The 26956-nt window shown below is 41.0% G+C and carries 23 protein-coding genes and 2 riboswitches; of the genes, 20 read left to right on the top strand and 3 right to left on the bottom strand.

What is annotated here, in order from left to right; translation table 11 throughout:
• Positions 1-207: 207 nt before the first annotated feature.
• The 4 genes from BIV60_RS24665 (at position 208) to BIV60_RS24650 (ending at position 5222) form a co-directional block, all read left to right on the top strand.
• Positions 208-2562, top strand: coding sequence for a polyprenyl synthetase family protein (locus tag BIV60_RS24665; protein WP_071358351.1), 2355 nt, complete (start codon positions 208-210; stop codon positions 2560-2562).
• Positions 2563-2655: 93 nt separating this feature from the next.
• Positions 2656-2910 carry an autorepressor SdpR family transcription factor gene (locus BIV60_RS24660; RefSeq protein ID WP_071358350.1) on the top strand — a complete coding sequence of 85 codons (255 nt, stop codon included), beginning with the start codon at positions 2656-2658 and terminating at the stop codon, positions 2908-2910.
• Positions 2886-3563 (top strand): SdpI family protein, encoded by a 678-nt coding sequence (locus tag BIV60_RS24655; RefSeq protein ID WP_083402439.1) that lies wholly within the window; start codon positions 2886-2888, stop codon positions 3561-3563. The genes BIV60_RS24660 and BIV60_RS24655 overlap by 25 nt, the downstream gene beginning before the upstream one ends.
• Positions 3564-3755: 192 nt before the next feature.
• Positions 3756-5222, top strand: a complete 1467-nt coding sequence (locus BIV60_RS24650) for a protein adenylyltransferase SelO (RefSeq protein ID WP_071358349.1) — start codon at positions 3756-3758, stop codon at positions 5220-5222.
• A 153-nt stretch (positions 5223-5375) separates the two neighbouring features.
• Here BIV60_RS24650 and BIV60_RS24645 read toward each other — a convergent pair whose 3' ends face one another.
• A complete protein-coding gene (locus BIV60_RS24645) occupies positions 5376-6893 on the bottom strand; it encodes a plasmid pRiA4b ORF-3 family protein (protein ID WP_071358348.1) in 1518 nt (505 codons plus the stop codon).
• A 608-nt stretch (positions 6894-7501) separates the two neighbouring features.
• On the opposite strand from BIV60_RS24645, the gene BIV60_RS24640 reads away from it, so the two are divergent.
• The 16 genes from BIV60_RS24640 to BIV60_RS24565 all read left to right on the top strand — a co-directional run bounded on the left by BIV60_RS24640 (position 7502) and on the right by BIV60_RS24565 (position 23315).
• Complete coding sequence (locus BIV60_RS24640; RefSeq protein WP_071358347.1) at positions 7502-8245, top strand: hypothetical protein; 744 nt, start codon at positions 7502-7504, stop codon at positions 8243-8245.
• 199 nt (positions 8246-8444) lie between these two features.
• A riboswitch (cobalamin riboswitch) is annotated at positions 8445-8621 on the top strand.
• A gap of 126 nt (positions 8622-8747) precedes the next feature.
• Positions 8748-8928, top strand: a riboswitch (cobalamin riboswitch).
• A gap of 125 nt (positions 8929-9053) precedes the next feature.
• Positions 9054-9440 (top strand): (2Fe-2S) ferredoxin domain-containing protein, encoded by a 387-nt coding sequence (locus BIV60_RS24635; RefSeq protein WP_071358346.1) that lies wholly within the window; start codon positions 9054-9056, stop codon positions 9438-9440.
• Between the two features lie 31 nt (positions 9441-9471).
• Positions 9472-11088, top strand: a complete 1617-nt coding sequence (gene cobJ, locus BIV60_RS24630; protein ID WP_071358345.1) for a precorrin-3B C(17)-methyltransferase — start codon at positions 9472-9474, stop codon at positions 11086-11088.
• 48 nt (positions 11089-11136) lie between these two features.
• Positions 11137-12045 carry a sirohydrochlorin chelatase gene (locus BIV60_RS24625; RefSeq protein WP_071358344.1) on the top strand — a complete coding sequence of 303 codons (909 nt, stop codon included), beginning with the start codon at positions 11137-11139 and terminating at the stop codon, positions 12043-12045.
• A complete protein-coding gene (gene cobK, locus BIV60_RS24620; protein ID WP_071358343.1) occupies positions 12042-12821 on the top strand; it encodes a precorrin-6A reductase in 780 nt (259 codons plus the stop codon). The genes BIV60_RS24625 and cobK overlap by 4 nt, the downstream gene beginning before the upstream one ends.
• Before the next feature lie 36 nt (positions 12822-12857).
• Positions 12858-13505, top strand: a complete 648-nt coding sequence (locus BIV60_RS24615; protein ID WP_071358342.1) for a precorrin-8X methylmutase — start codon at positions 12858-12860, stop codon at positions 13503-13505.
• A 3-nt stretch (positions 13506-13508) separates the two neighbouring features.
• Positions 13509-14612, top strand: coding sequence for a cobalt-precorrin-5B (C(1))-methyltransferase (locus BIV60_RS24610; protein ID WP_071358341.1), 1104 nt, complete (start codon positions 13509-13511; stop codon positions 14610-14612).
• Positions 14596-15804 (top strand): bifunctional cobalt-precorrin-7 (C(5))-methyltransferase/cobalt-precorrin-6B (C(15))-methyltransferase, encoded by a 1209-nt coding sequence (locus BIV60_RS24605; RefSeq protein ID WP_071358340.1) that lies wholly within the window; start codon positions 14596-14598, stop codon positions 15802-15804. The genes BIV60_RS24610 and BIV60_RS24605 overlap by 17 nt, the downstream gene beginning before the upstream one ends.
• A gap of 2 nt (positions 15805-15806) precedes the next feature.
• Entirely contained in the window at positions 15807-16508 is a 702-nt protein-coding gene (cobI, locus tag BIV60_RS24600; RefSeq protein WP_071358339.1) for a precorrin-2 C(20)-methyltransferase, read from the top strand.
• A complete protein-coding gene (gene cobM, locus BIV60_RS24595; protein ID WP_071358338.1) occupies positions 16505-17278 on the top strand; it encodes a precorrin-4 C(11)-methyltransferase in 774 nt (257 codons plus the stop codon). The genes cobI and cobM overlap by 4 nt, the downstream gene beginning before the upstream one ends.
• Positions 17278-18399, top strand: a complete 1122-nt coding sequence (locus BIV60_RS24590; protein WP_071358337.1) for a cobalt-precorrin 5A hydrolase — start codon at positions 17278-17280, stop codon at positions 18397-18399. The genes cobM and BIV60_RS24590 overlap by 1 nt, the downstream gene beginning before the upstream one ends.
• Before the next feature lie 21 nt (positions 18400-18420).
• Positions 18421-19800: a cobyrinic acid a,c-diamide synthase CobB gene (locus BIV60_RS24585; protein WP_071358336.1), complete on the top strand. Its 1380-nt coding sequence runs from the start codon at positions 18421-18423 to the stop codon at positions 19798-19800.
• Positions 19797-20837 carry a nicotinate-nucleotide--dimethylbenzimidazole phosphoribosyltransferase gene (gene cobT, locus BIV60_RS24580; RefSeq protein WP_071358335.1) on the top strand — a complete coding sequence of 347 codons (1041 nt, stop codon included), beginning with the start codon at positions 19797-19799 and terminating at the stop codon, positions 20835-20837. Before BIV60_RS24585 ends, cobT begins: the two co-directional genes overlap by 4 nt.
• A gap of 14 nt (positions 20838-20851) precedes the next feature.
• The gene (gene cobA, locus BIV60_RS24575) at positions 20852-21637 is read left to right on the top strand and encodes a uroporphyrinogen-III C-methyltransferase (protein ID WP_071358334.1); all 786 of its coding nucleotides are present in this window, start codon (positions 20852-20854) and stop codon (positions 21635-21637) included.
• Positions 21638-22615: a GHMP family kinase ATP-binding protein gene (locus BIV60_RS24570; protein WP_071358333.1), complete on the top strand. Its 978-nt coding sequence runs from the start codon at positions 21638-21640 to the stop codon at positions 22613-22615.
• Positions 22515-23315: a HoxN/HupN/NixA family nickel/cobalt transporter gene (locus BIV60_RS24565; RefSeq protein ID WP_071358332.1), complete on the top strand. Its 801-nt coding sequence runs from the start codon at positions 22515-22517 to the stop codon at positions 23313-23315. Before BIV60_RS24570 ends, BIV60_RS24565 begins: the two co-directional genes overlap by 101 nt.
• A gap of 84 nt (positions 23316-23399) precedes the next feature.
• On the opposite strand, the gene BIV60_RS24560 is transcribed toward BIV60_RS24565, so the two are convergent.
• Both BIV60_RS24560 and fdhF read right to left on the bottom strand, forming a co-directional pair.
• Positions 23400-23882 (bottom strand): helical membrane plugin domain-containing protein, encoded by a 483-nt coding sequence (locus BIV60_RS24560; protein ID WP_071358331.1) that lies wholly within the window; start codon positions 23880-23882, stop codon positions 23400-23402.
• Positions 23883-23898: 16 nt separating this feature from the next.
• Complete coding sequence (gene fdhF, locus BIV60_RS24555) at positions 23899-26835, bottom strand: formate dehydrogenase subunit alpha (protein ID WP_071358330.1); 2937 nt, start codon at positions 26833-26835, stop codon at positions 23899-23901.
• Positions 26836-26956: the final 121 nt, after the last annotated feature.

The following is a 26956-nucleotide window of genomic DNA, read 5'->3' as shown; positions in this document are numbered from 1 at the left end:
TACCTGCACCGTTAAAACTTGTGATAAAAAAATAAATTTAAAAGACCTGTTCCATTATGTGGGAATGAACAGGTCTTTTAAATTTTCTAATAACGAATAACGTATAAATTTGCTATTTTTAGATTATATATAAATATATTTTAATAGTTTTTAAAGGAAATTTTGTATAATTAAAGAATTTTTAGAAATAAAAATAAAGCAGAGGGAATGTTTACGATGAATAAGGAATTAATCCATGATGCCACCGCGTGCTATATGCAAGCAGAAGAGAAAGCTGCGGAATATTTTAAATCACTGTCTAGTCAAGTCCGGCAAAAGACGTTTGTTTCTGCATTAACAAAAGACATTCATTCATGGAAACACAACCATATTCATCGTTTTCCATTTCTCTCTTATTTCACAGGTAAAAATAGAACAACTGGGTATTACAATCATATTCGCTGGCTGGATTATGCCGGGAAACTAGAACCTTATTTGGATCGCAGCATCTCTTATATTTATATGCGTGATTTAGGTAAAGCCTTGGATTCTTCTGAAACCAAAAAAAGGATTTCTCAGATAGTGAACAACCTAAAAAGTCATCTAAGGCAGCCGAGCAAAACGGAGACATTTAGTTTAGCCGGAATGTATCGTTGGAGCCAGAAAGAGGGCATTGAATCCACTATTATCTGGTTGATAAACAAACTAAAAATCGTATCTTCCAACCTTCCAAAAGGGATGGATGCCGACCATGCACAGAGGAAACTGATTAAAATCATTGGCGGAGTCGTCATGCACGTGATGGAGGAGATGGATAAAGAGATTACATTTGAGGAACGAGCGTGTAAACTGGATGAAGCTGTCCGGCTGGGGTTTTCTTATGGGTTAACCTACCCCTTTATTGATGATTTACTTGATGCCAAAGTCTTATCCGATGATGAAAAAAAGCAATATTCCAATCTCATCCGTACTACCCTGTTGACCGGTACCGTACCGGAAGTAGGGAAATGGATTGGAGCAAACGGGGATTTGGTACGTTATGTTCATTCAGAACTTCGCGTAGCCTTTGAGTATATAAAGGCTCATCAGAACCCTCAAACAAGTGACAGTTTTTTTGAACAATCCTACGTGTTTTTTCATGCGCAGGAAGTGGACCGTGAAAAGAATCTATCCAATCCAACCTATACAAATGAAGAACTTTATCTCCCAATCATTTTAAAGTCTTCCTTTTCACGATTGATTGCCCGGTCGGTCATTAATGCACCTGAGGATAAGGGTTTTGACAACAGGACTTTTTATTATGGTATATACAATCAGCTGGCTGATGATTTTGCTGATATGTTCGATGATTGGGAGGAGGGAGCTGTAACCCCCTATACTTATTATTTAAAATATCATAAACAGCGTAAAGACTTGATTAACCCGTTTGAATTATACTGGACGGTAATTGCCAATTTGATTCATAACGTGTACCATTCGGATTCTAAAGCCTGTGAGGTGATTCTTGATCGTGCCATTAATGGTCTGAAACGCTTCAAGAAACGAATGGGTGTTGAAAAATATAAAGAAGTGATGAAGTTGTTCGCTTCTGGAATGCCTAAATTCAATCATCTGATTCAAAAGATGGTCCGAAAAGCGAATGAAGTCGATTTCTTTGATAAACTGCTTCGTGACCATGTCATTACAATTTTGAAAAATAATCGCAAAGAACAAGAAGAATTTTCATATACGATTGAAACTATACGCAATCAGATTAACAATAGTTTAGCTATTTCTAAAATCGAGTTAGACGCGCCCATCATCGAGGCAGCAAATTATAGCCTTGTGGGGAATGGAAAGCGGTTGAGACCCATCATTACTTGGTTCATGGGAGTGAACACTTATGGTTTCAATCCCCAGGCCATCGTTCCACTGCTAAAATCGCTCGAATATATGCATACGGCTTCACTTATTTTTGATGATCTGCCATCACAGGATAATGCGTCCATCCGCAGGGGGAGTCCGACGCTGCATAAGACTTTTAATATTGCCATCGCAGAATTAACCGGACTTTTTCTGACTCAAAAGGCGACTAGGGAACAAGCTTCTCTTGAGAAGTTTGATGCGAAAACAGTGCTAAAGATGATTCAATATTCTTCCCAAGTGACAGAGCTAATGTGTATGGGGCAGGCGATGGATTTGGAGTCAAAAGGGAAAGTATTGACATTAGAACAATTGAATACAATGTGTTTTTATAAAACCGGAATCGCCTTTGAGGCCTCCCTTCTTATGCCTGCGATTCTTGCCCAAGTGGACGAGATTGAAATGGCTGCATTGAAAAAATATGCCAGTCATGCCGGCATAGCTTTTCAGATTAAAGATGACCTGCTGGATGTGGAAGGGGATGTTACATTTATTGGAAAACCTATCGGAAAAGATGCTGAAAACAACCGTTCGACTTTTGTGACCATTCTAGGCTTGGAAGCTGCCCGAAAGGCGATGTGGGAGCACTACTGTCTTGCCGTGGAAGCAATGGATGAAATTCCGCGCAATATCTCTTTTTTGAAGCATTTATTGAATTATCTTGTGAATCGGGAGCGTTAAATTAACGAAAAGGCCAATTTTGGTCTTTTTCTTTTTGAAAAATATGGTATTATATATTTAGATAATTAACTAAATGTTAAAGAAGGGGCTATGATGAACGAAGTTTTTAAGGCGTTGGCAGATCCAACGAGACGAAAAATACTTGATTTATTAAAGGAGCAGGATTTAACAGCCGGGGAAATTGCCGATCAATTCGATATAAGCAAGCCTTCCATCAGCAACCATTTAAAAATCCTAAAATCAGCAGGACTGGTTTTGGATGAAAAAAAGGGCCAGTTCGTGGTTTACTCATTGAACTCCACGATTTTACAGGATGTTATTAAGTGGCTTTTAGAAAAAAAAAGTTAAAGGGGAGAAATATTGTGAGAAAAAATAAACTTTTTTTTATAACTATGGGTATCGCCATCATTACTTTGTTGTTGAATATTTTGGCCTACCCACATTTGCCGGACAAAGTACCTGTTCATTGGGGGATTAACGGTGATGTTAATCGCTATGGTTCTAAGCTGGAACTTGTCGGTCTTGGTATATTACCGATTGTTTTATTCTTTTTTCTTAATTATTTACCCAATATTGATCCAAAAAAGGAATCCTATAAAAAGCACAAAAATGCTTACACTATAAGCACTATGGTGATTATTTTGGTTTTATCCTGTTTGAACCTGTCTGCGATTGCAAGTGGGCTTGGCTATCATGTACCGTTTAACAAGGTATCTCCACTTTTATTCGGCGTTCTTTTCATTGTGCTTGGTAATTACATGGCACAAATTCGTCATAATTATTTCATTGGCTTTCGCACGCCATGGACCCTTGCCTCAGAATATGTGTGGAAAAAAACGCATCGAGTTGGTGGATATGTATTTGTCATCGTCGGCCTAATATCTCTTATTGCAAGTTTCCTTGGTTCTATCGGTATGCAGCTATTTTTTGCCGCATTAGTTATAGGAGTGGTGAGTGTTTACCTTTATTCCTATTTGTTATTCAAAAAGCAAACTAAGTAGGAACGATAAGGTATATTGAATTTCCTCTAGCGGACAATAAAAATGTTAAAATAATAAGGAGATTATTGTTTCTTGAAAGATTCGTCTTAAAAATGTGTAAAGAAGATTTTATTAGAGGTTTTACGACGTTTATCAGCGAATCTGCAACATTTATCGGTGAATCGCAAAAGAACAAAATAAAAAGGAGTTACCATGACAAATCAAAATCAAACAGGATGGAACTTTGATAATAGTTATGCCAGGCTGCCAAAATCATTTTTTACCAGTCAAAATCTAAACCCGGTTCGTTCGCCCAATTTAATTATTCTTAATAGTCTGTTGGCGAAATCTCTTGGGTTGAACGTCGAGGAACTTCAAACCGTAGAAGGTGTAGAAGTTCTGGCCGGTAACCGGATTCCTAAAGGTGGTTCCCCAATTGCGCAAGCATATGCCGGGCACCAATTTGGACATTTTACCATGTTAGGTGATGGCAGGGCGTTGCTCCTTGGGGAACAAATAACTCCTCAAGGGGATCGTTATGATATACAACTCAAGGGTTCCGGCAGAACGCACTATTCACGTGGAGGGGATGGCCGTGCGGCACTTGGACCGATGCTCCGAGAATACATCGTCAGTGAAGCGATGGATGCACTTGGAATTCCGACCACCCGCAGTTTAGCAGTAGTGGAAACCGGTGAAAAAATTGCTCGCGAAACGTACCTTCCTGGAGCGATACTGACCCGGGTTGCTGCCAGCCATATCCGTGTCGGCACGTTTCAGTATGTTGCCAAATGGGGAACGGTGGAAGAGCTCCGAATCCTGGCTGATTATGCAATTAAACGCCATTATCAGGAAATTGAAAATGGTGAAAATCGTTATCTTTCCCTGCTTCAAGAGGTAATCAATCGTCAGGCAGCGCTTGTGGTGAAATGGCAGCTGGTTGGTTTTATCCATGGTGTAATGAACACGGACAATATGACAATAAGTGGTGAAACAATTGATTATGGCCCCTGCGCCTTTATGGATACGTATGACCCGGAAACGGTGTTCAGCTCCATTGACGTCCAAGGTCGATACGCCTATGGCAATCAGCCTTACATTGCCGGTTGGAACCTTGCGCGATTTGCTGAAACCTTGTTGCCACTCTTGCATGATGATGAAGAAGAGGCCGTTGAAATCGCTCAGGATGCAATATCCGGTTATATGAATAAGTATCAGAAAAATTGGCTTGAGGGAATGAGAGCAAAATTAGGAATATTTAATGAAGAGAAAGAGGATGCAGCTCTTGTGGAGGAACTGCTTAATACCATGTTAAAATATCGTGCTGATTATACAAATACCTTCCGTGGATTAACACTCGATAAGATGGAGGATACACCTCTTTACGGAACTCCTGAATTTACCAAGTGGCATGAGCTGTGGCAAGCGAGATTAGGAAGGCAGGATGAATCAAAAGAATCTTCTCTTGAGTTGATGCGGAACACCAATCCTGCTGTCATTCCACGGAATCATCGGGTGGAAGAGGCCCTTGAAGCTGCTGTAAATGAGGGAGACTTGAGTGTGATAAAAAAACTGCTTAATGTTCTTTCAAAACCATTTGTACATTCTCCTGAACAGGAAGAGTACTGCAAATTACCAGCTCCATCAAACCTTCCTTATCGGACTTTTTGTGGTACTTGATTGATCCAGTCCAATGCGGATTACTTCCCTTACTAGCCGATCTCCCGTTGAGGGAACCATCTATAGCAAGACCGAACATGTTCCAGCATGCTCGGTCTTTTTTGTAACAATTTACTTGTTCTTAAAGAATGGAGTCGGACAGTTAGTTTCAACCTAGAGGCTTCTAAAATGTGCGAACATTTCTCTGCGTGCTTCCTCAAGATAACGCAGATTTTTGACTCCTATAAGTTTAATCCTTAGTTTTGATGCAAGCTGCTGAAGAATTGGCTGGAGTTCTTCCTTAATCCAAAGTTCCCTTGGAATTGCGTTTAAGTTTTGGATTAAAGACAGCAATGATTGTTGAATTGCTGCATCTTTTTGATCATTCTTAAGAAATTCCTGGTAGATAATTAGTCCACGATGTCTTTCCAAACAAAGAACTAGATGGGGAAAATAAGGTCGTTCCTCACTATTCTCCTGAATCGGTGTTGGTCCAAAAGAGACATCAAATTCTATCGGGACATTGAACCTTTTGGAAATTTTACGCGCACGCTGCAATTCAAGTTGATCAACAAGCAGGGGAATATCCCTTTTATCTTCTGAATATATTAGTTCAACTTCTGAATTTTCCCAAACTCTAGAATCCTCGTTTAACATGCGGGTAAAAAACGTATCCAACTTCCATGAAAGAAGTTCGTGATCATTTAATGCCAGTTTGCAAACTTCAATAGCTTGTTTAAGCACGGTCACAAACAATTTTACCTCTTCCTCATCTAACATCCATGGTAAATACCCCGGTTTAAAGCTTCGGAACTGTGGCCATTGTCGTTTACCGCGATAAGACAAACCATGTGCTTTTAACAGATCAAGGTCCTCAGAAGTAAGGTCAGATCGATCGTTAAAGCTTAGAAGAAGACTTCTTTGTTCAAGATAGGTACTTTCATCGATTTCTTGCGTAACCAATTTATTTAGATATTTTAGTCCATCATGGTCAATAAAGGCTGCAATCCCAAATTCTACTCCGCCGCCGCCCATCACAGAACAAAATACATATTCTCCACTACTAGGATCTTCCACAGCAAAAATTTGATCATCATTTACCCATTTCCAAGGCTGAAGTGCCTTGAATTCATTCGCCAGTGCCAAAAGTTCAGGCCAATGGGAATATTGAGATTCTGTAAGTTCAGGAGAATCATCTGATAGACGGGAATTTATTCTTTCCATAATTTCCGTGTTATCATATGATTCATTGACTTCATCGAAACCTCCTGAATCTTCCTCCGGTGCTTCTCGCATTACCTTAATGCATCTTGGATAAGATATGCCTGACTCTGGAGAAAGAATTTTTTCAAGGACAATTTCATGCTGCCAATCATCGCCAAAATCATAGATGTAAACCACTTTATCTTTTTCAGTCTTCAACCAATCATTCAATTTAACATTATTTTCATTATAGTCATAGTTATCCAAATCATAATCTTGATCTAAAGGGCCAATGGTTGGATAATTGGATCTTATTGTTTCTTGATTGGTTCTGCGAATTTCAAAACAATGTAAATGGTAATCTGACCAATCAAAAGCTGCTTGTAAAATATGATGGAGTTGTTGGAATGTTGTATTACTATGCACTTCTATTCTTCGCCACACCGGCGGTTTTGTATTTTTTAATGTAACCTTTAACTGTAAAATCATTGTATTTCATCCTTTAATTTATATTGAATCTCACATACTAATGAAACATAGATTTTTTTAAAAATCAATTACAATATAATTTCCCTCTATTCACTACAAGTCCATAATATAAATAAAATGGAATTTTACAGATTTGTGAAAACTCTTTAAAGACTTTACTATTTTGGAAAATAGAATGTTATAATGAATCAGAAATCTTACATGCTTCCTTCAGGTTATTACCCATTTAATAATCCACTATTATTCCATCTATTTCTTCTGATTTCAATCGTCAGCACAAAATTCATCTTTATCTTGAAGCAAATTAACAAGATGTGCAAACCATCTTTTCCAGAAAGTAAAAGGAGAGGATAATCATGCTATATCGGAATGATTCTATAGCTATAGAGGATTATTTTAAAATTCGCGATAATCTTTATATGAATTATGGTGGCATGAGTATTGGATTGTTTATCCGATGCTTAATTTCGTAACGGTTTATTTCCTTAATGAAAAGAAATGTATGAGCAGCATGATATAAAAACAGAGAGTGGGGTTGTAACGTCCAAATTCTTAGAAGGATTCAGTGTGGATTTAAAAGAAATTTTTAAATGAAAGGATGGAATTGAATGATAGAAGTTAAAGAAACTGTTGATAAGGTTGTAGACTTTGTACAATCTGTAACCAACACAAAAAATTTTCGGCCGGATTATCCCGTTTCGGATGAGTTAAGGCATGAATTGATGGAGATTTTTAGAGATTTTATGAACTATGCACTGAAGCGATATTTTCATGTGTTTGCACCGATTTTAGAGGAATTTGTTGAAGAACATGAAACGAGGGAAGAGAAAAAGGACATCTTACTTCACAATTTATTTTGGTGGCGAATCCTGTACGATTCCTGTCAGAATTTTAGTGAAAGCTGCATGGCGGATTATTTGGCTGAAAACTATATAAGATTTAGCAAGTGTCCTGCCATCATATCGTGGTTAAAAGTCTCTTGGAAGGTGTTTCCTAAATTCTACTATGTCGGCTATAAATATAATGACCGTTTCTTTGTTGTTGTTGATATTTTAACAGAAAAAACGTTTGATGTTCTTGTGTGTGACCCGCTTGCGATTCCGCCCGAAAAAGGGGAAATTATGATGGGGACGTTAATCACATTAGGGGATGGTTTACACTCACCAATAGTCGACTTTTACCATTTTGATTATGAGGCAACGAAAGAAATAGCCATACACATACCCTTCTACTTTGAAAAACATTCAAAAAGTTCTACAATGCAAGAAGCATTTCTCCATATCCTTTCCGCAATGTTACAAATTGAAAAACTTATCTTCCAGGAAAATCATGATAAAAATACTTCAAAGTAATTCCTTCTTTTCAAAAATTCACTATATATATGCCTAAATAAAACTTGCCAGGATAATATAGGTTCCAACTAGGATGATAGGATAATCTATCTATTTTGAGAAAATTATGCTAAAAAAGTTTCAAAAAAACTTGATATACGATGATTGATAGTCTATCATAAAGTTTGTCAATAAATAGTCAATTAAAAATTTTATCTATTTTGCTACTAATAGTTAAGATGCCCTTGGGCTTAATAGGGAATCCGGTAGAATCCGGAACTGTCCCCGCAACTGTAAGTGTGGACGAAATAGGCTAACCCACTGTATGCCAATACGGGAAGGGCCTAAAGTAGGAGGATACACGAGTCAGGAGACCTGTCTTAGCTATCAAAGTTTCGATTTCTTCGGGGGTTGAGAAGATGAGACGTTTGCGACAAAAGTATGCTTAGGCATTTTTACTTTGCACCCGCTAACGTTTTATCCGTTCAATACTAGTTGAGCGGATTTTTTATTTTTATAAAATTGAATAGTAGTAGGAAAAGGTACGCTAATAAAGCGTTTAAAAGGGAAGTACGGTTAAAATCCGTCACGGTACCCGCCACTGTTATGAGGAGTTTCATTTGCAAATGTCACTGAATTTTTCGGGAAGACGCAATGGAATGATGAACCTGAGTCAGGAGACCTGCCTTATCCTATTTGCTCCATGAAACCTACGGGAATATAGGTAGTAGTGCTGAAGAATACAACTATTCTGCATTTTAGTGTGTATTTACTCTGCACCCCTATTTTCATAGGGGTGTTTTTTTGCAAAAAAAAAGGAGAGTGTTTTATGACAACCTGGAATTTAAATGGAACGAAACACCATGTACTCATCTGTAATGGCAGCAGCTGTATGCGTAAAGGAGGAGAGGAAGCAACGCTTGCCATTCGCAATGAGATTAACAATCTAGATTTGGACGGATACATACATACAACCAGAACAAGGTGTAATGGAAGATGCAAGGATGCTCCTGTAGCAATAGTTTATCCGGAAGGAACCTGGTATAAGGAAGTTACTCCGGAAATAGGTAGTAGAATTGTTCAGCAACACTTATTAGGAGGTACTTTGTTGCAAGATCAAATCATTTATCAATTTGATGGGATAGGATTTAAACATCCGGAGAAAACGGAATGTGTTGAAGGAATATTAAAGCCTGAAAAAAAGCCTGTTAAATGAGTTTGGATATTGAGGAAGGAGGAGTATCAGGATGAAAGGGAAATTGTTGGTCATCGGTTTTGGTCCTGGAGACTACAAACATATTACCGAACGGGCAAGAGTAGCGATACAGGAAAGCGATATTATCATAGGATATAAAACGTATGTAGATTTGATCAATGGGTTGCTGAAAGGGCAGCAAATTATAAGTACCGGAATGACGGAAGAAGTGAGTCGGGCACAAGAAGCAGTCAAACAGGCAGAACAGGGCAAGAAGATAGCCGTGATTTCAAGTGGGGATGCCGGTGTTTATGGAATGGCAGGTCTTGTTTATGAAGTGTTAATTGAAAAAGGATGGAAAAAGGATTCAGGAGTGGAAGTTGAAGTCATACCTGGTATTTCCGCTATCAATTCCTGTGCAGCTTTATTAGGAGCACCGGTCATGCATGATGCTTGTACCATTAGTTTAAGTGACCATTTAACGCCGTGGAATTTAATCGAGAAAAGAATTGAAGCGGCAGCACAAGCCGATTTTGTAATCGCGCTTTACAATCCGAAAAGCGGGAGAAGAACTAGACAAATTGTCGAAGCGCAAAAAATTCTCCTAAAATATCGCTCCCCGGAAACTCCGGTAGGATTGGTAAAAAGTGCGTACCGTGACAGTCAAAATATTGTCATGACCAATTTACAAGACATGCTGGACCATGAAATTGGGATGTTAACAACCGTGTTAATCGGAAACTCCTCCACCTTTTTCTATGATGGCTTAATGATTACTCCGCGTGGTTATCAACGGAAATATACATTAAATAAAGCTGTTCAATCGTTAAAACCGCATCAGCGCCTGAAAAAGGAAGCTGAACCATGGGCATTGGAGCAAACAGATGATGTACAACCAAAAAAGAAAGATGCGGTTTCCCAGGCTGTCAAAGAAACCCCTAGAGAATTGGCAGAGGAAGCACTACAAATGATCACTGGGGTAAGTGAGAGCTTTTCTCATATTGTTAATCAGACCATTCAGTCTATTTTTGAACTGTCAGTGAGTCCGGGTGTCGCAAATAAAAAATTTACACCAAAACAGATGGTTACTCTATCAGAAATCGTAGGGGAAGATGGTGTGATGGAATACACACCAGAACATTATATCAAATTACAAATTTTGACCTCACAGCCCAAAGAAATTGTGCAGAAATTAGAGGAAGCCAACTTTTTAATATCCTCGATTGGGGATGTCTTAACAGTAAAAGCCTGCGATTTTTGTGACGGAGAAAAGAAGGATGCAATTCCCTATGCCGAGGAATTGTATGAAAAGCTTGGGGGAATGGAACTTCCAAAGGAACTAAAGCTAGGAGTGAACGGCTGCGGCATGGCTTGTTACGGAGCAGTAAAAGAAGATATAGGCCTTGTATACAGAAAAGGAGCATTTGATTTATTTTTAGGAGCAAAGACAGTCGGAAGAAGTGCCCACCCCGGCCAAATCGTTGCGGAGGGGATTGCACCTGAGAAAATAGTCGGCTTGGTTGAGAGGATTGTTCAAGAATACAAAGAAAAGGCCTATCCTAATGAGCGCTTCTTTAAATTTTTTAAACGTGTGAAGCAGGTTCAAGGTTTCAGGCATCAGGATATTACACCGATAATCAAAATTGAAGCTGCTGTGTGTGGGGAATAAATACAGAAATCTTGTGGTCCATTTTATAAACAAAGGGGAGGAAACATTTTGAAAGCAATTCTTTTTATAGGTCATGGTAGTAAAGATCGCGAAGGAAATGATCAAGTTCGTCAATTCATTGAAGCGATGAGAAAAAATTGGGACGACTCTATACTGGTTCAGACGTGCTTTTTAGAATTTGAAAAACCAACTGTAAACCAGGGTATTGATGTATGTATAGAAAAAGGGGCCGACCATATCGTAGTCATTCCGATTATGCTTTTGCAAGCGGGACATTCAAAAATCCATATTCCAGCTGCCATCGATGAGGCAAAGAAAAAATATCCCGAAGTACAGTTTACCTATGGACGGCCAATTGGTGTTCATGAGGAAACCTTTGAAATTTTAAAAACAAGATTAATAGAAATTGAGGAGAACCTCGAAAATCCAGGCCCCGATACGGCTGTCCTCTTGTTAGGACGTGGCGGTAGCGACCCAGATGCGAATAGTGATTTATATAAGATTGCCAGATTATTGTGGGAAAAAACGAACTATCCAATCTTAGAACCAGCTTTCATGGGAGTAACTAATCCTCTTGTGAATGAAGGAATAGAGCGGTGCATAAAGCTTGGTGCTAAGAAAGTGATAATCCTGCCTTACTTTTTGTTCACCGGGATTTTAATCAAACGATTAGAAGAGATGATGGTGCTATTCCAGCAGCAGTATCCAGATGTTGAATTTAAATTGGGCGGCTATTTCGGATATCATCCCAAATTGCAAACCATCCTCGTGGAACGTGTCGAGGAAGCATTCCAAGGTGAAGTCAAAATGAACTGTGATACTTGCCAATACCGCTTGGATGCAATGGAACATGTTCATCATCACCATCATCATGACCATGACCATGAACATCATGGACATGACCACCATCATCACGATCATGAACTCGAAGGGCAAAAGGCAGGGGAACGAAGATGATTTTAGAATTAGCTGGAACAAGCGATGCGCGGGCACTGGCTTTAGAAATCATGAAAGAGGGCTATAGTCTTCTTGCTACCGTTGTAACTGAGAATGCTGCAAAAGAATTGAAGGAATCGGGAATCCCTGTTCAAGCAGGAAGATTAACTTATGACGAAATGGTGAGGTTGATTGAAACAAAGGGGATCCAAGCGGTTGTCGACGCCAGTCATCCTTTTGCGGAAGAGGCATCGAAAAATGCCATATGTGCTGCCAAAAAAGCGGGTGTTCCCTATATTCGGTACGAGCGTGAGTCCCAAACCTTTCATTATGAAAAGATGAAAGTGGTAGAAAGTTACGAGGAAGCAGCTGACATCGCTGCAGCCAGAAAAGGTGTGGTAATGCTGACCACAGGAAGCAAAACACTCCAGATTTTTACGGAAAAACTATTAGGAAACCCGGACATCCGGCTAATCGCTCGAATGCTGCCACGCGTTGATAATATGGAAAAATGCGAACAACTCGGTCTGCCGCAAAAAAATATTGTCGCCATTCAAGGACCATTTACTAAGAAGTTTGACCAAGCGCTTTATAATCAATTCGGCGTATCCTTAATGATTACCAAGGAGAGTGGAAAGGTCGGTTCGGTCGATGAAAAGGTCGAAGCCGCAAAGGAACTTGGGATTGAGGTTATCATGATCGGTCGTCCAAAAATTAATTACGGAAAGGTATATTCGAATTTTTTCGATGTAGTACAGGAATTACATAAAACAGTTGTTCCACAAATGGCCAATTGAAACTAGAACATACATTTTAACGAAGGAGTGAAGGAAATGGATTTTCGTACCGAATTTAAACCGTTAACGATTCAGCCAGAGCAAATTGAAGGAAGAAGTTTTGAGATGATTACTGAAGAAATTGGGGAGCATTCCTATAGTGCTGAGCAATATCCGATTGTTCAGCGGATCATTCATGCATCCGCTGACTTTGAATTGGGAAAAAGTGTACTTTTTCACCCTGATGCTATTCAAGCGGGAATACGGGCAATCCGGAGTGGAAAAAAAGTCGTTGCAGATGTTCAAATGATTCAAAGCGGGGCAAATAAAGCAAGAATTGAAAAATACGGGGGAGAAATTAAAGTTTATATTTCCGATCCGGATGTCGTACAAGAGGCCAAACGCTTAAATACAACAAGAGCAATTATCTCAATGAGAAAAGCGATTAAAGAAACGGACGGCGGTATCTATGCAATTGGGAATGCCCCGACTGCGTTACTTGAACTCATCCGCCTCATCAAAGAAGGGGAAGCGAAACCAGATCTTGTCATCGGTCTGCCGGTCGGTTTTGTGTCAGCAGCCGAATCGAAAGAAGAATTAGCTAAGCTCGACATCCCGTTTATCACAAATATTGGCCGAAAGGGCGGCAGTACCGTGACCGTTGCAGCCCTAAATGCGATTTCCATTCTTGCAGACCGGGTGTAGAACATGCAGGAAGTACCAAAAGGAAAGCTCCGCGAAGGCTATACGACCGGGGCGTGTGCAACAGCAGCGACAAAGGCGGCACTTACGGCATTAATTACAGGGGAACAGCAATCTGAGTCCACCATTTATTTGCCAGTAAAAAGGTTTGCTACCTTTCAAATCGAAAGCTGTGAGGTTACTGGGCAAATGGCCAGTGCAAGTATTATTAAGGACGCGGGAGATGATCCTGATGCAACCCACGGAGCATTAATCATTTCAACGGTTTCCTGGTATGAGGAAACAGGTATCATACTTGATGGAGGAGTGGGGGTTGGCCGGGTAACGAAGGTAGGATTGCCGGTTCCTGTTGGCGAGGCAGCCATTAACCCCGTTCCTCGAAAAATGATTCGTGAGACTGCAGAAGGGGTTTTAAATGAGTTTGGCATTAAAAAAGGGGTTAAAATCGTGATTTCAGTCCCAGACGGCGAAGAAATGGCTAAAAAAACGCTGAACGGCCGCTTGGGGATTATTGGAGGAATTTCTATTCTGGGTACCCGCGGAATAGTCGTTCCCTTTTCAACAGCAGCCTATAAAGCGAGTATTATTCAGGCGATCAGTGTGGCACGCGCAAGCGGGTGTGAGCATCTTGTCATTACCACTGGAGGACGAAGTGAAAAATGTGCCATCAAACAATTTCCGGAACTTCCCGAGGAAGCCTTTGTTGAGATGGGGGACTTTGTTGGTTTTACACTTAAACAGTGCAAAAAGCAGGGTGTAAAAAGAGTTTCAATGGTCGGAATGATGGGGAAATTTTCAAAGGTTGCGATGGGGACGATGATGGTCCATTCGAAAAGTGCTCCAGTCAATTTTGAATTTTTAGCAAAAGTGGCCAATAGCGCTGGCGCTGATTCTGCTCTTGTTGAGGAAATTAAACAGGCAAATACCGCTTCTCAGGTAGGGGACATGATGGCAGCACATGGCTATTTTTCATTTTTTGAACAGCTGAGTCTTAATTGCTGTCTTGCCGCTCAAAAGGAAGTGGACGGCGATTTCGCAGTAGACACCTCCTTATATACCATGAAGGGGGAGTTTTTAGGAAAGGCGGAAGTACATGATTGCATCAATTAAAATGATTGGCATTGGGGATGAAGGGAAATTAACCCTGCTCCCAATGTACGAAAAGTGGATTGAAGAAAGTGATATTTTAATAGGGGGAAAGCGTCAACTTTCATTTTTTCCAGAATACGAGGGAGAAAAAATCGTGATTGAGGGCGGTCTTTCTTCCCTGGTAGACCGATTGAAAACGGAGTCGAAAAAAGTTGTCATTCTGGCATCTGGTGATCCATTGTTTTATGGAATTGGCGGCTACTTATCTTCTAAAATCGATTTGGAAATATATCCACATTTAAGCTCTGTTCAGCTTGCTTTTGCCAAGATGGGAGAAAGATGGCAGGACGCATATTTTACGAGTGTACATGGAAGAAGTATGAAAGGGCTTGCCCAGCGGATTGACGGGAAAGAAAAAGTAGCCATTTTAACCGATGTGGAAAATTCACCGAACAAAATCGCTGAGTATATGCTCTCCTTTGGGATGACTGAATATCAGGTGTTTGTTGGTGAGAACCTGGGTGGCGAAAACGAAAGATGCCGTTGGTTCATCCTTGAGGAAATGAAGGATGCCGAGTTTTCACCGCTAAATGTCGTGGTTTTAAGGAAAACAGACAATACAACACGGTGGTCCATCGGTATCAACGATGAAGAGTTTTTTCAGCGAAAGCCCGATAAAGGCTTAATCACCAAAAAAGAGATTCGGACTTTAAGCATCAGTTCCCTTCGTTTAAAAGAAGACAGTATCGTTTGGGATATTGGTACTTGTACGGGTTCGGTTGCGATTGAAGCAGCGAAAATCGCCCGTGAAGGACAAATCTTTGCGATTGAGAAGAATGAGGGAGATTTGGAAAACTGCAAACAAAATCTAGTTAAGTTTCGTGTCGATGCGACGCTCATCCATGGGAAGGCCCCAGAAGGATTGGACGCGTTCCCAGATCCAGATGCGGTCTTTATTGGGGGAACGGCAGGTGGTATGGGAGAAATCCTTGATATTTGCTGCGGCCGCTTGCGAGAAGGAGGACGTATCGTCCTGAATGCCGTGACCATTGAAAATCTATCAGAAGCGATGACGGCATTTAAAGAGCGGGGTTTTGATACATCGATTACGCTTGCACAAATTTCAAGAAGTAAGCCAATCTTGAATCTTACTAGATTCGATGCCTTAAATCCTATTTATATTATTGAAGCATGGCGCCAGGAAGGGGAATAAAAATGCTAGGTACATTATACGGTTTAGGAGTTGGCCCTGGGGACCCGGAGTTAATCACCGTGAAGGCATTTAGAAAATTAAAGGAATCACCGGTTATCGCATATCCAAAGAAACAAAAGGGCAGCAAAAGCTATGCCCATCGAATCATCGATGTTTATTTTCAGCCTAATGAAAAAGAAATGCTGGGGCTAGTGTTTCCAATGACAAAAGATGCGGCAACATTGGAAAGAAAATGGAGTGAAACCGTAGAAAATGTGTGGGAAAAGCTGCAGGAAGGCAAAGATGTGGCTTTTGTAACGGAAGGAGATCCCCTTTTATACAGTACCTTTATTCATATGATGCGGTTAATGCAAGAGACTCATCCGGAAGTTCCAATCGAAGTTGTCCCAGGGATATCTTCGATAAACGGAGCTGCTTCGAGGTTGGGAATTCCTTTAGCAGACGGAGATGATCATGTGGCCATCGTTCCGGCACGGGATGACTATGAAAAAATGAAAAAAGTAATCGAAGACAATGATTGTGTCATTTTTATTAAAGTCGCAAAAGTAATTGATTTAATGCTCGAAGTTTTGCGTGAATTGGACTTGCTTCACAAAGCCTCAGTTGTTACGAAAGTAACATCGAATGAAGAGATCATTTGGCGGGCTGATGAGCTTGATGGTGCAGAGCTTGAATACTTAACGTTAATGGTGGTGAGAAAATGAAGTTATACATCATTGGGGCAGGCCCCGGAGACCCGGATTTAATCACGGTAAAAGGCCTTCAGCACCTGCAGGAAGCAGATGTTGTTTTATATGCTGATTCACTTGTCAATGAAGAATTAATCGCCAAAGTGAAACCTTCTGCAGAAGTGATGAAGACGGCAGGGATGCATTTAGAGGAAATGGTTGACATCATGGTGAGCCGAATTCAGCAAGGGAAAAAGGTTGTTCGTGTTCACACAGGTGACCCAGCTGTATATGGTGCAATAATGGAACAGATGGTTCTATTGAAAAAGAAAGGAATTGGCGTGGAGATTGTTCCAGGTGTCAGCTCCGTGTTTGCAGCAGCAGCAGCGGCACAGGCTGAATTGACGATACCTGATTTGACGCAAACCGTTATTTTAACAAGGGCAGAAGGCAGAACGCCTGTACCAGAACGTGAAAAGCTAGCAGATTTGGCAAAACACCATTGTACGATTGCGCTTTACTTAAGTGCGACCTTAACGAAAAAGCTGGTAAAAGAATTAACGGAGGCTGGTTGGAGCAAAGATACTCCGGTTGCTGTCGTCTATAAAGCATCTTGGCCGGATGAAAAAATTGTCCGTACTACATTGGAACGTTTAGATGAGGATATGAGGGTAAACGGGATTCGAAAACAGGCGATGATTTTAGCAGGATGGGCTCTTGATGAAAACATCCATGACCATAATTACCGGTCGAAATTATACGATAAAACCTTTACGCACGGATTCCGCCGGGGGGTGGAAGCTTAATGATTGAGCTCCAGGAAGAACATAAAGCTGTGATTGAGCAGCATGGTGATTATGCCATTGTTGCCATTACCAAACACGGAGTCGAACTTGCACGAAAGCTTGGCCATTCGTTTCAAAATGCTGATGTATACTACATGAGTAAATTTGAAAAAGGCGATGAAGCGGCGAAAAACATTCAATTGTTTACCGGAAGTGTCCGCCTGCTGCTGCCATCCCTTTTCGAATCCTACAAGGGTCTGATCATTATCATTTCGCTTGGTGCGGTTGTCCGCATGATTGCACCGTTATTAAAGGATAAGAAAACCGATCCTGGTGTCGTTGTGATTGACGATAAAGGGGAACATGTGATTAGCGTCCTATCAGGACATATTGGCGGAGCCAATGAATTAACAAAAGAAGTAGCTGCAGCGTTAAAGGCACGGCCAATCATTACCACAGCGTCCGATGTACAGGGAACCATTCCGGTTGATTTGTTTGGAAAACGCTTTGGCTGGATATGGGACTCGGCCGAAAAGCTTACACCTGTGAGTGCTGCAGTAGTGAATGAAGAACAAATTGCGGTCGTACAAGAGTCAGGAGAAATAGAATGGTGGCATTATGGACCTTCCATTCCGGAAAATATTAAGGTCTATGATTCAATTCCGAAAGCACTGGAAGCGAAACCGGACGCATCGCTGGTCATTACCCATCGAAAGCTTTCGGAAGAAGAAAATGTGATTTTACATAATGGAGTGTTATATCGCCCAAAGGTGATAGTTCTTGGAATGGGCTGTAACCGGGGAACTTCTTCTAAGGAAATTGAAACGGTTATTGATGAGACTCTGGAGGAATTACAGTTTTCAAAAAAAAGTGTTAAAGCCCTTTGCACCATTGATATAAAAAAAGATGAAGCTGGATTACTTGAGGTCGCAAATAAAAACAAATGGGAGTTCATATATTTTACACCCAAAGCACTTAATTCAGTTAAAATGGAATTGCCATCAGAAACGGTTTTTAACTATACAGGTGCATATGGTGTGAGTGAACCAGCTGCCAAATTATACAGTGGTGCAGAAATATTGGAACTGGTCAAAAAGAAATCTGGAAATGTGACAATTTCAGTTGCCATCATTCCATATTGATTATTTTTGGGAGGGGATTGTATGTCAGAGCGTAGACTTGTCATAGCCGGTACAGGCAGCGGGGTTGGAAAAACAACCTTAACGATTGGGTTAATGTCAGCATTGAAGAAAAAGGGTTATACCGTTCAGGGGTTTAAATGCGGCCCCGATTATATTGATCCTACTTATCATACGGCGGTTACGGGGAGAGTTTCCAGAAATATTGACAGCTGGATGCTGGACCATGAAATGGTCAAGGAGATTGTGATCCGGGCAAGCAACGGGGCGGATATTTCCATTATTGAGGGTGTAATGGGGTTCTTCGATGGTAAAAACCCAATGAATAATAGCGGTTCGACTGCAGAAATCAGTATCATTACCGATAGTCCAGTGGTGTTGGTTGTCAATTGCTCCAGCATGGCCCGAAGTGCAGCCGCGATTGTAAAGGGATTTCAGGTATTTTTAGAAGAAGCTAATATCGTTGGTGTGATTGCCAATCGGGTTGGCAGTGAAGGTCATTTTCAACTTGTCAAAACAGCTATCGAACAAGAATGCGGCATACCGGTCCTTGGATATTTGCAAAAGGATTCGGATCTTGCCATACCTGAAAGGCATCTTGGTTTAATTCCATCTGTGGAACGGGGTGAACTAGATTCCTTTTTTAATCAACTTGGCGACTTGGTTCTTGAAACCATCGATGTGGACTTCCTTTATGAAGTGGCGAAAGCTTCACAATTGGAAGTAAAAGAATCTCAGTTTAAGAGACGGGAAAAGAATAAGGTACGAATCGCTGTTGCCAGAGATGCGGCGTTTAATTTTTATTATCAGGAAAACCTTGAATTGTTAGAGGCATTTGGGGCAGAGCTTTTAGAATTTTCACCTTTAAAAGGGGAAACTATTCCGGAAAATGTAGACGGTTTATATATCGGCGGTGGATTTCCAGAGGAGTTTGCAGCCGTTCTTCAAGAAAAAACGGAAGTTAAACGTTCCATTCGAATCGCGATTGAAAATGGCACACCAACCTTGGCTGAATGCGGCGGTTTTATGTATTTAACAGAATCTATTGAAACAACGGATGAAAAAAATTATGAAATGGTCGGGATCATCCCAGGGAAGGTAAAAATGCAATCGAGGCTGGCTGCATTAGGGTATCGTGAAATTACACCGGAAGACGGAAATTATTTGTTGGAAGGGAATTTGACAGCGAGGGGGCATGAGTTTCATTATTCTACCTTTCATCCCAACACGGAAATTCAGCATGCCTATCAAACAAAGGCAATGCGCGGCTTCAAACAGGAGGGGTATATGCACGGGAATTTAATCGCCGGCTATACTCATTTCCATTTTGGATCATGTCCTGGCCTGGTGGAAAACTGGATTAAGAAATGTAAAGAGTTTCAAAACAGGAGGATACGAAAATGAATGACACGATATCTAAAATTCAGCCGTTAGATCAAGAAATGGGTCAAAAGGTCCGGGAGTATATTGATACCTTAACAAAACCTCCGGGAAGTTTAGGAAGATTAGAAGAATTAGCAGTTCAATTGGCAGAAATAACCTCTGACCCATTTCCTGCTGTTTCTCCGCCAGGTGTTATTGTGTTTGCGGCGGATCATGGTGTGGTAGAAGAAGGGGTATCCGCTTTTCCGCAGGAAGTTACCGTTCAAATGGTCATGAATTTTTTAAATAGAGGTGCGGCCATCAATGTCTTTAGTAACCAAATTGGTGCGGCCTTTGAAGTGGTGGATATTGGAGTTGCAGCCGATATTGAGGCAGAAGATGTAGTCAAAAGGAAAGTACGGTATGGCACAGCCAATTTTTGCAAACAGGATGCGATGACAAGAGAAGAGGCAGAAAAAGCAATTGCGGTTGGTTTTGAAAGAGCTGAAAACATGATTCAACAAGGATGCAAATGTTTAATTCTTGGTGAAATGGGCATTGGCAATACAACCCCAAGCAGTGCGATTTTAGCTGTATTAAGCGGGCAAGATGTCGGTGGACTTGTTGGAAGGGGGACTGGAATAGCTCCAGAAAAGATCCTCCATAAGCAACAGGTGATTGAACAAGCATTAAATGAAAGAAAACCTGACGGAAATGATCCCATCGAAGTCTTGGCAAAGGTGGGCGGATTGGAAATTGCAGGAATGACTGGCGCTATGTTAGCTGCAGCTGCAAATCGGATTCCGATTCTTTTAGACGGGTTTATTTGTACCATTTCAGCCCTGCTGGCAAAGGAGATTTGCAATACAACCAGTGATTATATAATTGCAGGGCATAGATCGGTTGAACCAGGGCACCAAAAAGCCCTTCAGTTACTTGGGAAGAAGCCTCTTCTTGATCTCGATTTACGTTTAGGTGAAGGAAGCGGTGCGGCGGTAGCATTTCCGATTTTACAATCGGCTGCTTTGATGCTGAAAGAAATGGCCACTTTTACTTGTGCAGGAATTTCAAAAGAATAATGAGGAGATAGGACATGTCAAATGGAAAAGTGTACCTTGTCGGAGCAGGACCGGGAGACCCGAAGCTCATTACTGTTTATGGGATGGAGTGCATCCAAAAATCGGATGTTATTTTATTCGATCGCTTAGTGAATGAGGACCTGCTGCAATATGCCAAAGATGATTCAGAGCTTATTTTTTGCGGAAAGGTGCCAGGAAAGCATCAAATTATACAAGAGCAAATTCATGAGCTTCTGATTGAAAAAGCATCCAATGGAAAGACAGTAACCAGATTAAAAGGGGGAGACCCTTGTATATTTGGCCGTGTCGGGGAAGAGGCAGAAGTTTTGGCCACCCACGGGATTCCATATGAAATTGTTCCAGGGATTACGTCCGGAATTGCTGCTCCTGCTTATGCTGGGATTCCTGTTACCCATCGCGATTATGCATCTTCGTTCGCGATCGTTACTGGCCACGGCCGGGCTGAGAAGGAAGAAGACCATTTGAATTGGTCGGCACTTGCACAGGGAATCGATACGATTGCCTTTTATATGGGTGTTGGGAATTTAAACCATATATGTACCAAATTAATCGAACATGGTAAAAGCCCTTTTACACCGGCAGCTATTATTCAATGGGGCACCACGGCACAGCAGAAGACGATTACTGGAACCTTAAACAATATAGAAGAGCTTACTTTAAAAGCTGCTATAACCCATCCAGCAATAGTTTTAGTTGGTGAAGTTGTTGGAGTGCGGGAAAAAATAAAATGGTTTCAGGAACGGGAAGAAAAACTCGATGTGAATATAGGAGCTTTCTAAATGCGATTGGGCAAGGGATGTTGCAACGGAACATTCGGAGAACTCGTACAGGGAATCATTGAGGAACGGCCATTTTTAATCACTCTGCCCATCCCGCATTTGAAAAGTGATGCTGTTTTTATCCCAAATCCAACCTCTTCTGAAATGACAGTGATGGATTCAAAAATTAAGGCTTTGAAAGCAGGAAAATTGTTGACTCAACAGTTTGGGTTGCCAGGCGGAGGTCATATTGACATTCGTTCCAATATTCCAGCAGGTAAAGGAATGGCAAGCAGTTCCGCTGATATTGTCGCGGCAATGAAAGCCGTTGCAGATAGTTACTCATTTCCTATTACGAAAGAAATAATCTCTGCAATAGCAGTGAAACTCGAACCAACCGATGGGGTGATGTACGATGAAGTAGTGGCTTTCGACTATATTCATGGTGAAATGCTTGAAACCTTCGGGACGCTGCCTCCATTCATATTGATTGGGATAGATCTAGGAGGGGGCGTAGATACCATTCGATTTAATCAATTTGAAAAACAATATAATCAGCACGATCGAGAATTTTTTGCAGAAGCATATGAATGGGTACGGAAGGGTTTCAATGACAAGAATTTATCATCCATTTGTAAGGCAGCAACGCTGAGTGCACGTGTGAATCAAAAACTATTGCCCAAACCTTTTTTTCGTGAATTTGAAAAATTGGCTCAATACTATCACGGCGGGGTTGTTGTCGCCCATAGTGGAACGGTAATGGGAATTTTACTGGATGAAAATCTTCCAAATCTAAACGAGATTATTTTGGAAGTAAAAGGGGAAATCTTTGAAATTGTCAAGAATCCTTATTTACCTTTCTATTGTTACATATATAATGAAGATAAGGAGATTATGAATGGAAACAATCTCGTTAATTCTACTAATATTTGTTTTGGGCCTCCGGCACGGATTGGATGCCGACCACCTGGCCTGCATAGATGGTTTGACACGCTTTAATTTGCGTATGAATAGTCCGATTTCCCGCTGGGTAGGGACATTATTTTCTTTTGGGCATGGATTGGTGGTAACTAGTGTTGCTATTATTCTAGGGGTATTTATCAAGGATTTTAAAATTCCCGATTATGTAGATACACTTGTGACCTGGATTTCGATTGTATCACTTTTTAGTATTGGTACATTAAATATTTATAATCTATTAAAAACTAATGTGGGATCCGAAAAAAATTACCAGGTTAGTGGAATAAAAGGGAAGTTCCTCCCACGTGCTGCAAAAGAAACGACGAATCCATTTATCGTTATTCTAATAGGTGGGCTTTTTGCAATGGCTGCAGATACGGTAAGCCAAACATCTATGTGGGCAATTGCTGCCGGAAATTCAGGAAAATATATGCCTTTTATACTTGGAATTGTATTTATGGTTGGCATGATGGTAACCGATACAATTGATTCATTCGTTGCATTCCGGATGGTCCGTCAATCCAATCGGTTGGGACAGTCCGCTTCTAGAGTAATGGGATGGATTATTGTCGCTCTTGCCTATGGAGTTTCCTTTTATGAAGCCTTTACGTTTTTCTTCCCATGGGCTGAACTGAATTTTGAAATCGTCGGGGTCATCATTTTTGTATCAATGGTTATTTGTCTCGGAATGATCACCTTGAAAGTAAAAAGAAATATAAGTTTTACATTAAAAAATTAATTGTTTCTAAATCAAAAAACTTGCAGCCATACGTACGTTGGACGGATGCTGCAAGTTTTTTGTTTAAACACATAGCCTTTTATTTTACTCTTCTTTTAAGCCCTTTCCCATACCTTTTAAAAAGTGAATCCCAAATCCAACCGCACGATTGATATCTGGATCATTCAGAGCCTTCATTAAATCAAACACTCCGACTTTTTTATTACTTTTGACAAACTCCGTTCCCTCATGCATCCCCGCAGCCACACAGCTTACCAGCTTTTTTGTTTGTTCTGGTTTAAAATCGGTAAAGGCCGAGGAAGCACTCATAAAGTTATTGATAAAATTTGTCACTGGCTCCCGGTTCACCTGATTCATAGCGATTTCAGCGATTTTTTCCTTTGCTTGGAGCATGGCAGTTGCAGAATCTAGGATTCCATTCTCATGGAGTTCCCCAACTAAATTCATGAGTGTATTTAACGCTTCCTCTTTTTCTGCCAATTGTGATTGTAAATTCGCGATTTTTTTACTAACTATTTCTTCTTTTGCAGGAATCTCTTTTTTTATCATTGTAATTGGCTGGGCCATCATAACCGCCTCCTCGTTAATCTGTCAAATGAACATACCCCTGACGATTCCATTTTCTTTGTACCTCGACTCCATTTTGTGGATGCCGCTGTTTATTTCGCGGATTCGTTTTTGGCAGCGGATTTTTTCCAGCTGCGTTCACTAGTTCCATCCGTACCTTCATTTGTTTATATGCAGGTGTATTGGTCCGCAAATCGGTTGTCGTACCAATTAAAAAGTTAATTGCTGAATCCTTTTCTGTTGAATTCATTGGCAAGTACAGTTCATTTGCTTTTACCCGCTCCGTGACAAGGGCCGGTAATTTTAAGGCACCGAATGGTGAGACAAGCCGGACGATGGACCCGTCTTGCACACCTCTTTCTTTCGCAAGCTCCGGTGATACTTCAACAAAAATTTGCGGGACTTTTGCCTGAATCCCAGTTGATTTATTCGTTAAATTCCCTTCATGGAAATGCTCGAGCATCCGGCCGTTGTTAATGTGCAAATCATATTCATCCGGGAATTCTTCAGGTAAAACCCAATCGGATAGCGAGAACCGAGCCTTTTTATCTGGAAAATTAAAACCGTCCACATAAAGCAGTGGCGTGCTAACACCTTTATGGCTGCCCCATAGGAAGCTGTTCCAGCCTTGCAGTTTTTCATAAGTAGCCTGACTGAAAAGAGGAGAGAGACTAGCCATTTCGGCAAAAATTTCACTAGGGTGGCTAAAGTTCCAGCCAGCTCCGAAACGATTGGCGATTTCTTGAATAATCCACCAATCCGGCTTTGATTCTCCAAGCGTCGGCAACGCTTGATACAAACGCTGAACACGCCGTTCGGTATTCGTAAAAGTTCCATCTTTTTCAAGCGATGGAGCAGCTGGCAATATTACGTCCGCATATTGAGCAGTTCTTGAGAAAAATAGATCCTGAACAACAAAGAAATCAAGGCCCGATAAGGCATCGTGAACATGATTCGCGTTGGCATCGACAAGCGCCATATCTTCGCCTACCAAGTACATGGCTTTCATTGTTCCTCTTTTAACGGCTTTTAGCATTTCGATGCTGTCAAGACCGGGTAATCCGTCAATCATCACACCATATGCTTTTTCAAATTTTTCCCGTGCTGCATCGTCGGTCACATGCTGATATCCTGGAAGCCAGCCAGGCAATGTTCCCATGTCACAGGCTCCTTGAACATTGTTATGACCGCGAAGAGGATAGGCACCGGCACCAGGACGGCGATAGTTACCTGTTGCAAGAAGCAAGTTTGAAATCGCCGCAGATGTGTCGGAACCGCCTTTGTTTTGTGTGACGCCCATGCCCCAAAGAATACAAGTACCATCTGCGTCACGAATCATTTCCGCAACTTGAATTAGCGTTTCTTGCGAAATTCCGGTGATTTTTTCTGCATATTCCAGTGTATATTTATCAAGGACTGTTTTGAAATCATCAAAGAAATTTACGTTTTCATCGATAAAATTCTGGTCATGCCAGCCTTGGTCAATCAGGTATTTCGTTACAGACATTAGCCATACTTGGTCTGTCCCTTGTTTTGGGCTGATAAAAATATCGGAACGCTCTGCCATTTCGTTTTTCCGCAGGTCGGCTACGATTAATTTTTGGCCGTGAAGCTTGTGAGCCCGCTTAACACGTGTTGCCAAGACCGGATGGCCTTCTGCAGGATTAGCACCAATAATGATAACTAGTCCAGCCTTTGCGATATCCTTAATCGTACCGGCATCGCCGCCCATGCCGACGGTCCGGAATAACCCATCTGTCGCCGGGGACTGGCAATATCGTGAGCAGTTATCGACGTTGTTCGTTTCAAATACCTGTCGCGCCAGCTTTTGCATTAAATAATTTTCTTCGTTTGTGATTTTGGAAGAGGAGACAAAACCAATCGAACCAGGACCATGTTCTGCTTGAATCGCTCCAAGCTTGCTTGCCACTAAATTGAGCGCTTCTTCCCAGGTGGATTCAACGAATTCGCCATTTTTGCGAATTAATGGTTTTGTAATCCTTTCATTGCTATTAACGAAATCCCAGCCGAATTTTCCTTTAATACAAGTAGATATGGCGTTAACAGGGGCATCATGTGAAGGCTGGATTTTAAGAATTTTCCGGTCTTTTGTCCAAACTTCAAACGAACAGCCAACGCCGCAAAACGTACAAACTGTTTTTGTCTTTTTTGTCCGCGTATCGCGCATGGCCGCTTCTGCTTCCGAGACTGCCATAATACTGGAGTATCCAGGTTCCACTTCTTTAACTAAATCAATCATGGATGTGAGCAAGCCTTTGTTCATTCCGGTTATAAACCCGGCTTCACCCAGCATTGATTTTTCTATTAAAGCGTTACACGGACAAATCGTGACGCATTGTCCACAACCAACGCATGATGAGTCATTAATATTGGCGCCATTATCCCAAAGAACACGAGGACGTTCTGCCTCCCAATCGATTGAAAGGGTTTCATTTACTTGGAGGTTTTGGCATACCTCGACACATTGACCACAGGCAATACATTGATTTGGATCATAGCGGTAGAATGGGTGTGACATATCAACTGCATTTGTATCCGTTTTCGGTGTGTATGGGTATTTTTGGTGCTCGATTTCCATTAGTTCAACGGTGTTATGTAATTTACAATTTCCATTATTGTTATCACAGACGGTGCAGTACAGTAGGTGGTTTTCTAATAAACGATCCATTGCCTCTGTTTGCGCAATCTTCGCTCGAGGGGAAGAAAGTGAAATATCCATTCCATTTGTAATTTGAGTCGAACAGGAACGGACAAGTATGCCATCGACATCGACGATACAGGTATCACAGGTTTGAATAGGATCAACTTCCGGAACATAGCAAACTTGCGGATGGGAGATTTCATTTTGATTGATGATTTCAAGAATCGTTGAACCTTGTTTTGCTGTATAGCTTTGGTTGTTTATTTTGACGGTAACCATTTTGTCGGTCATTATGGTTTTACCTCCTTGTTAAGAAAATAAAAACTCCACCACGAATACATATGCCTAGTGTGAACAGACATGATGTTTACATGGTGGAGTAGTTTAATAGCAATCCATGCAATTAGACCAA

Source organism: Bacillus sp. MUM 116 (genome assembly GCF_001866655.1).
Lineage (GTDB): Bacteria > Bacillota > Bacilli > Bacillales > Cytobacillaceae > Neobacillus.
The sequence above is the reverse complement of the archived record's forward strand: the minus strand, read 5'-3'. Positions and strand labels throughout refer to the sequence as shown.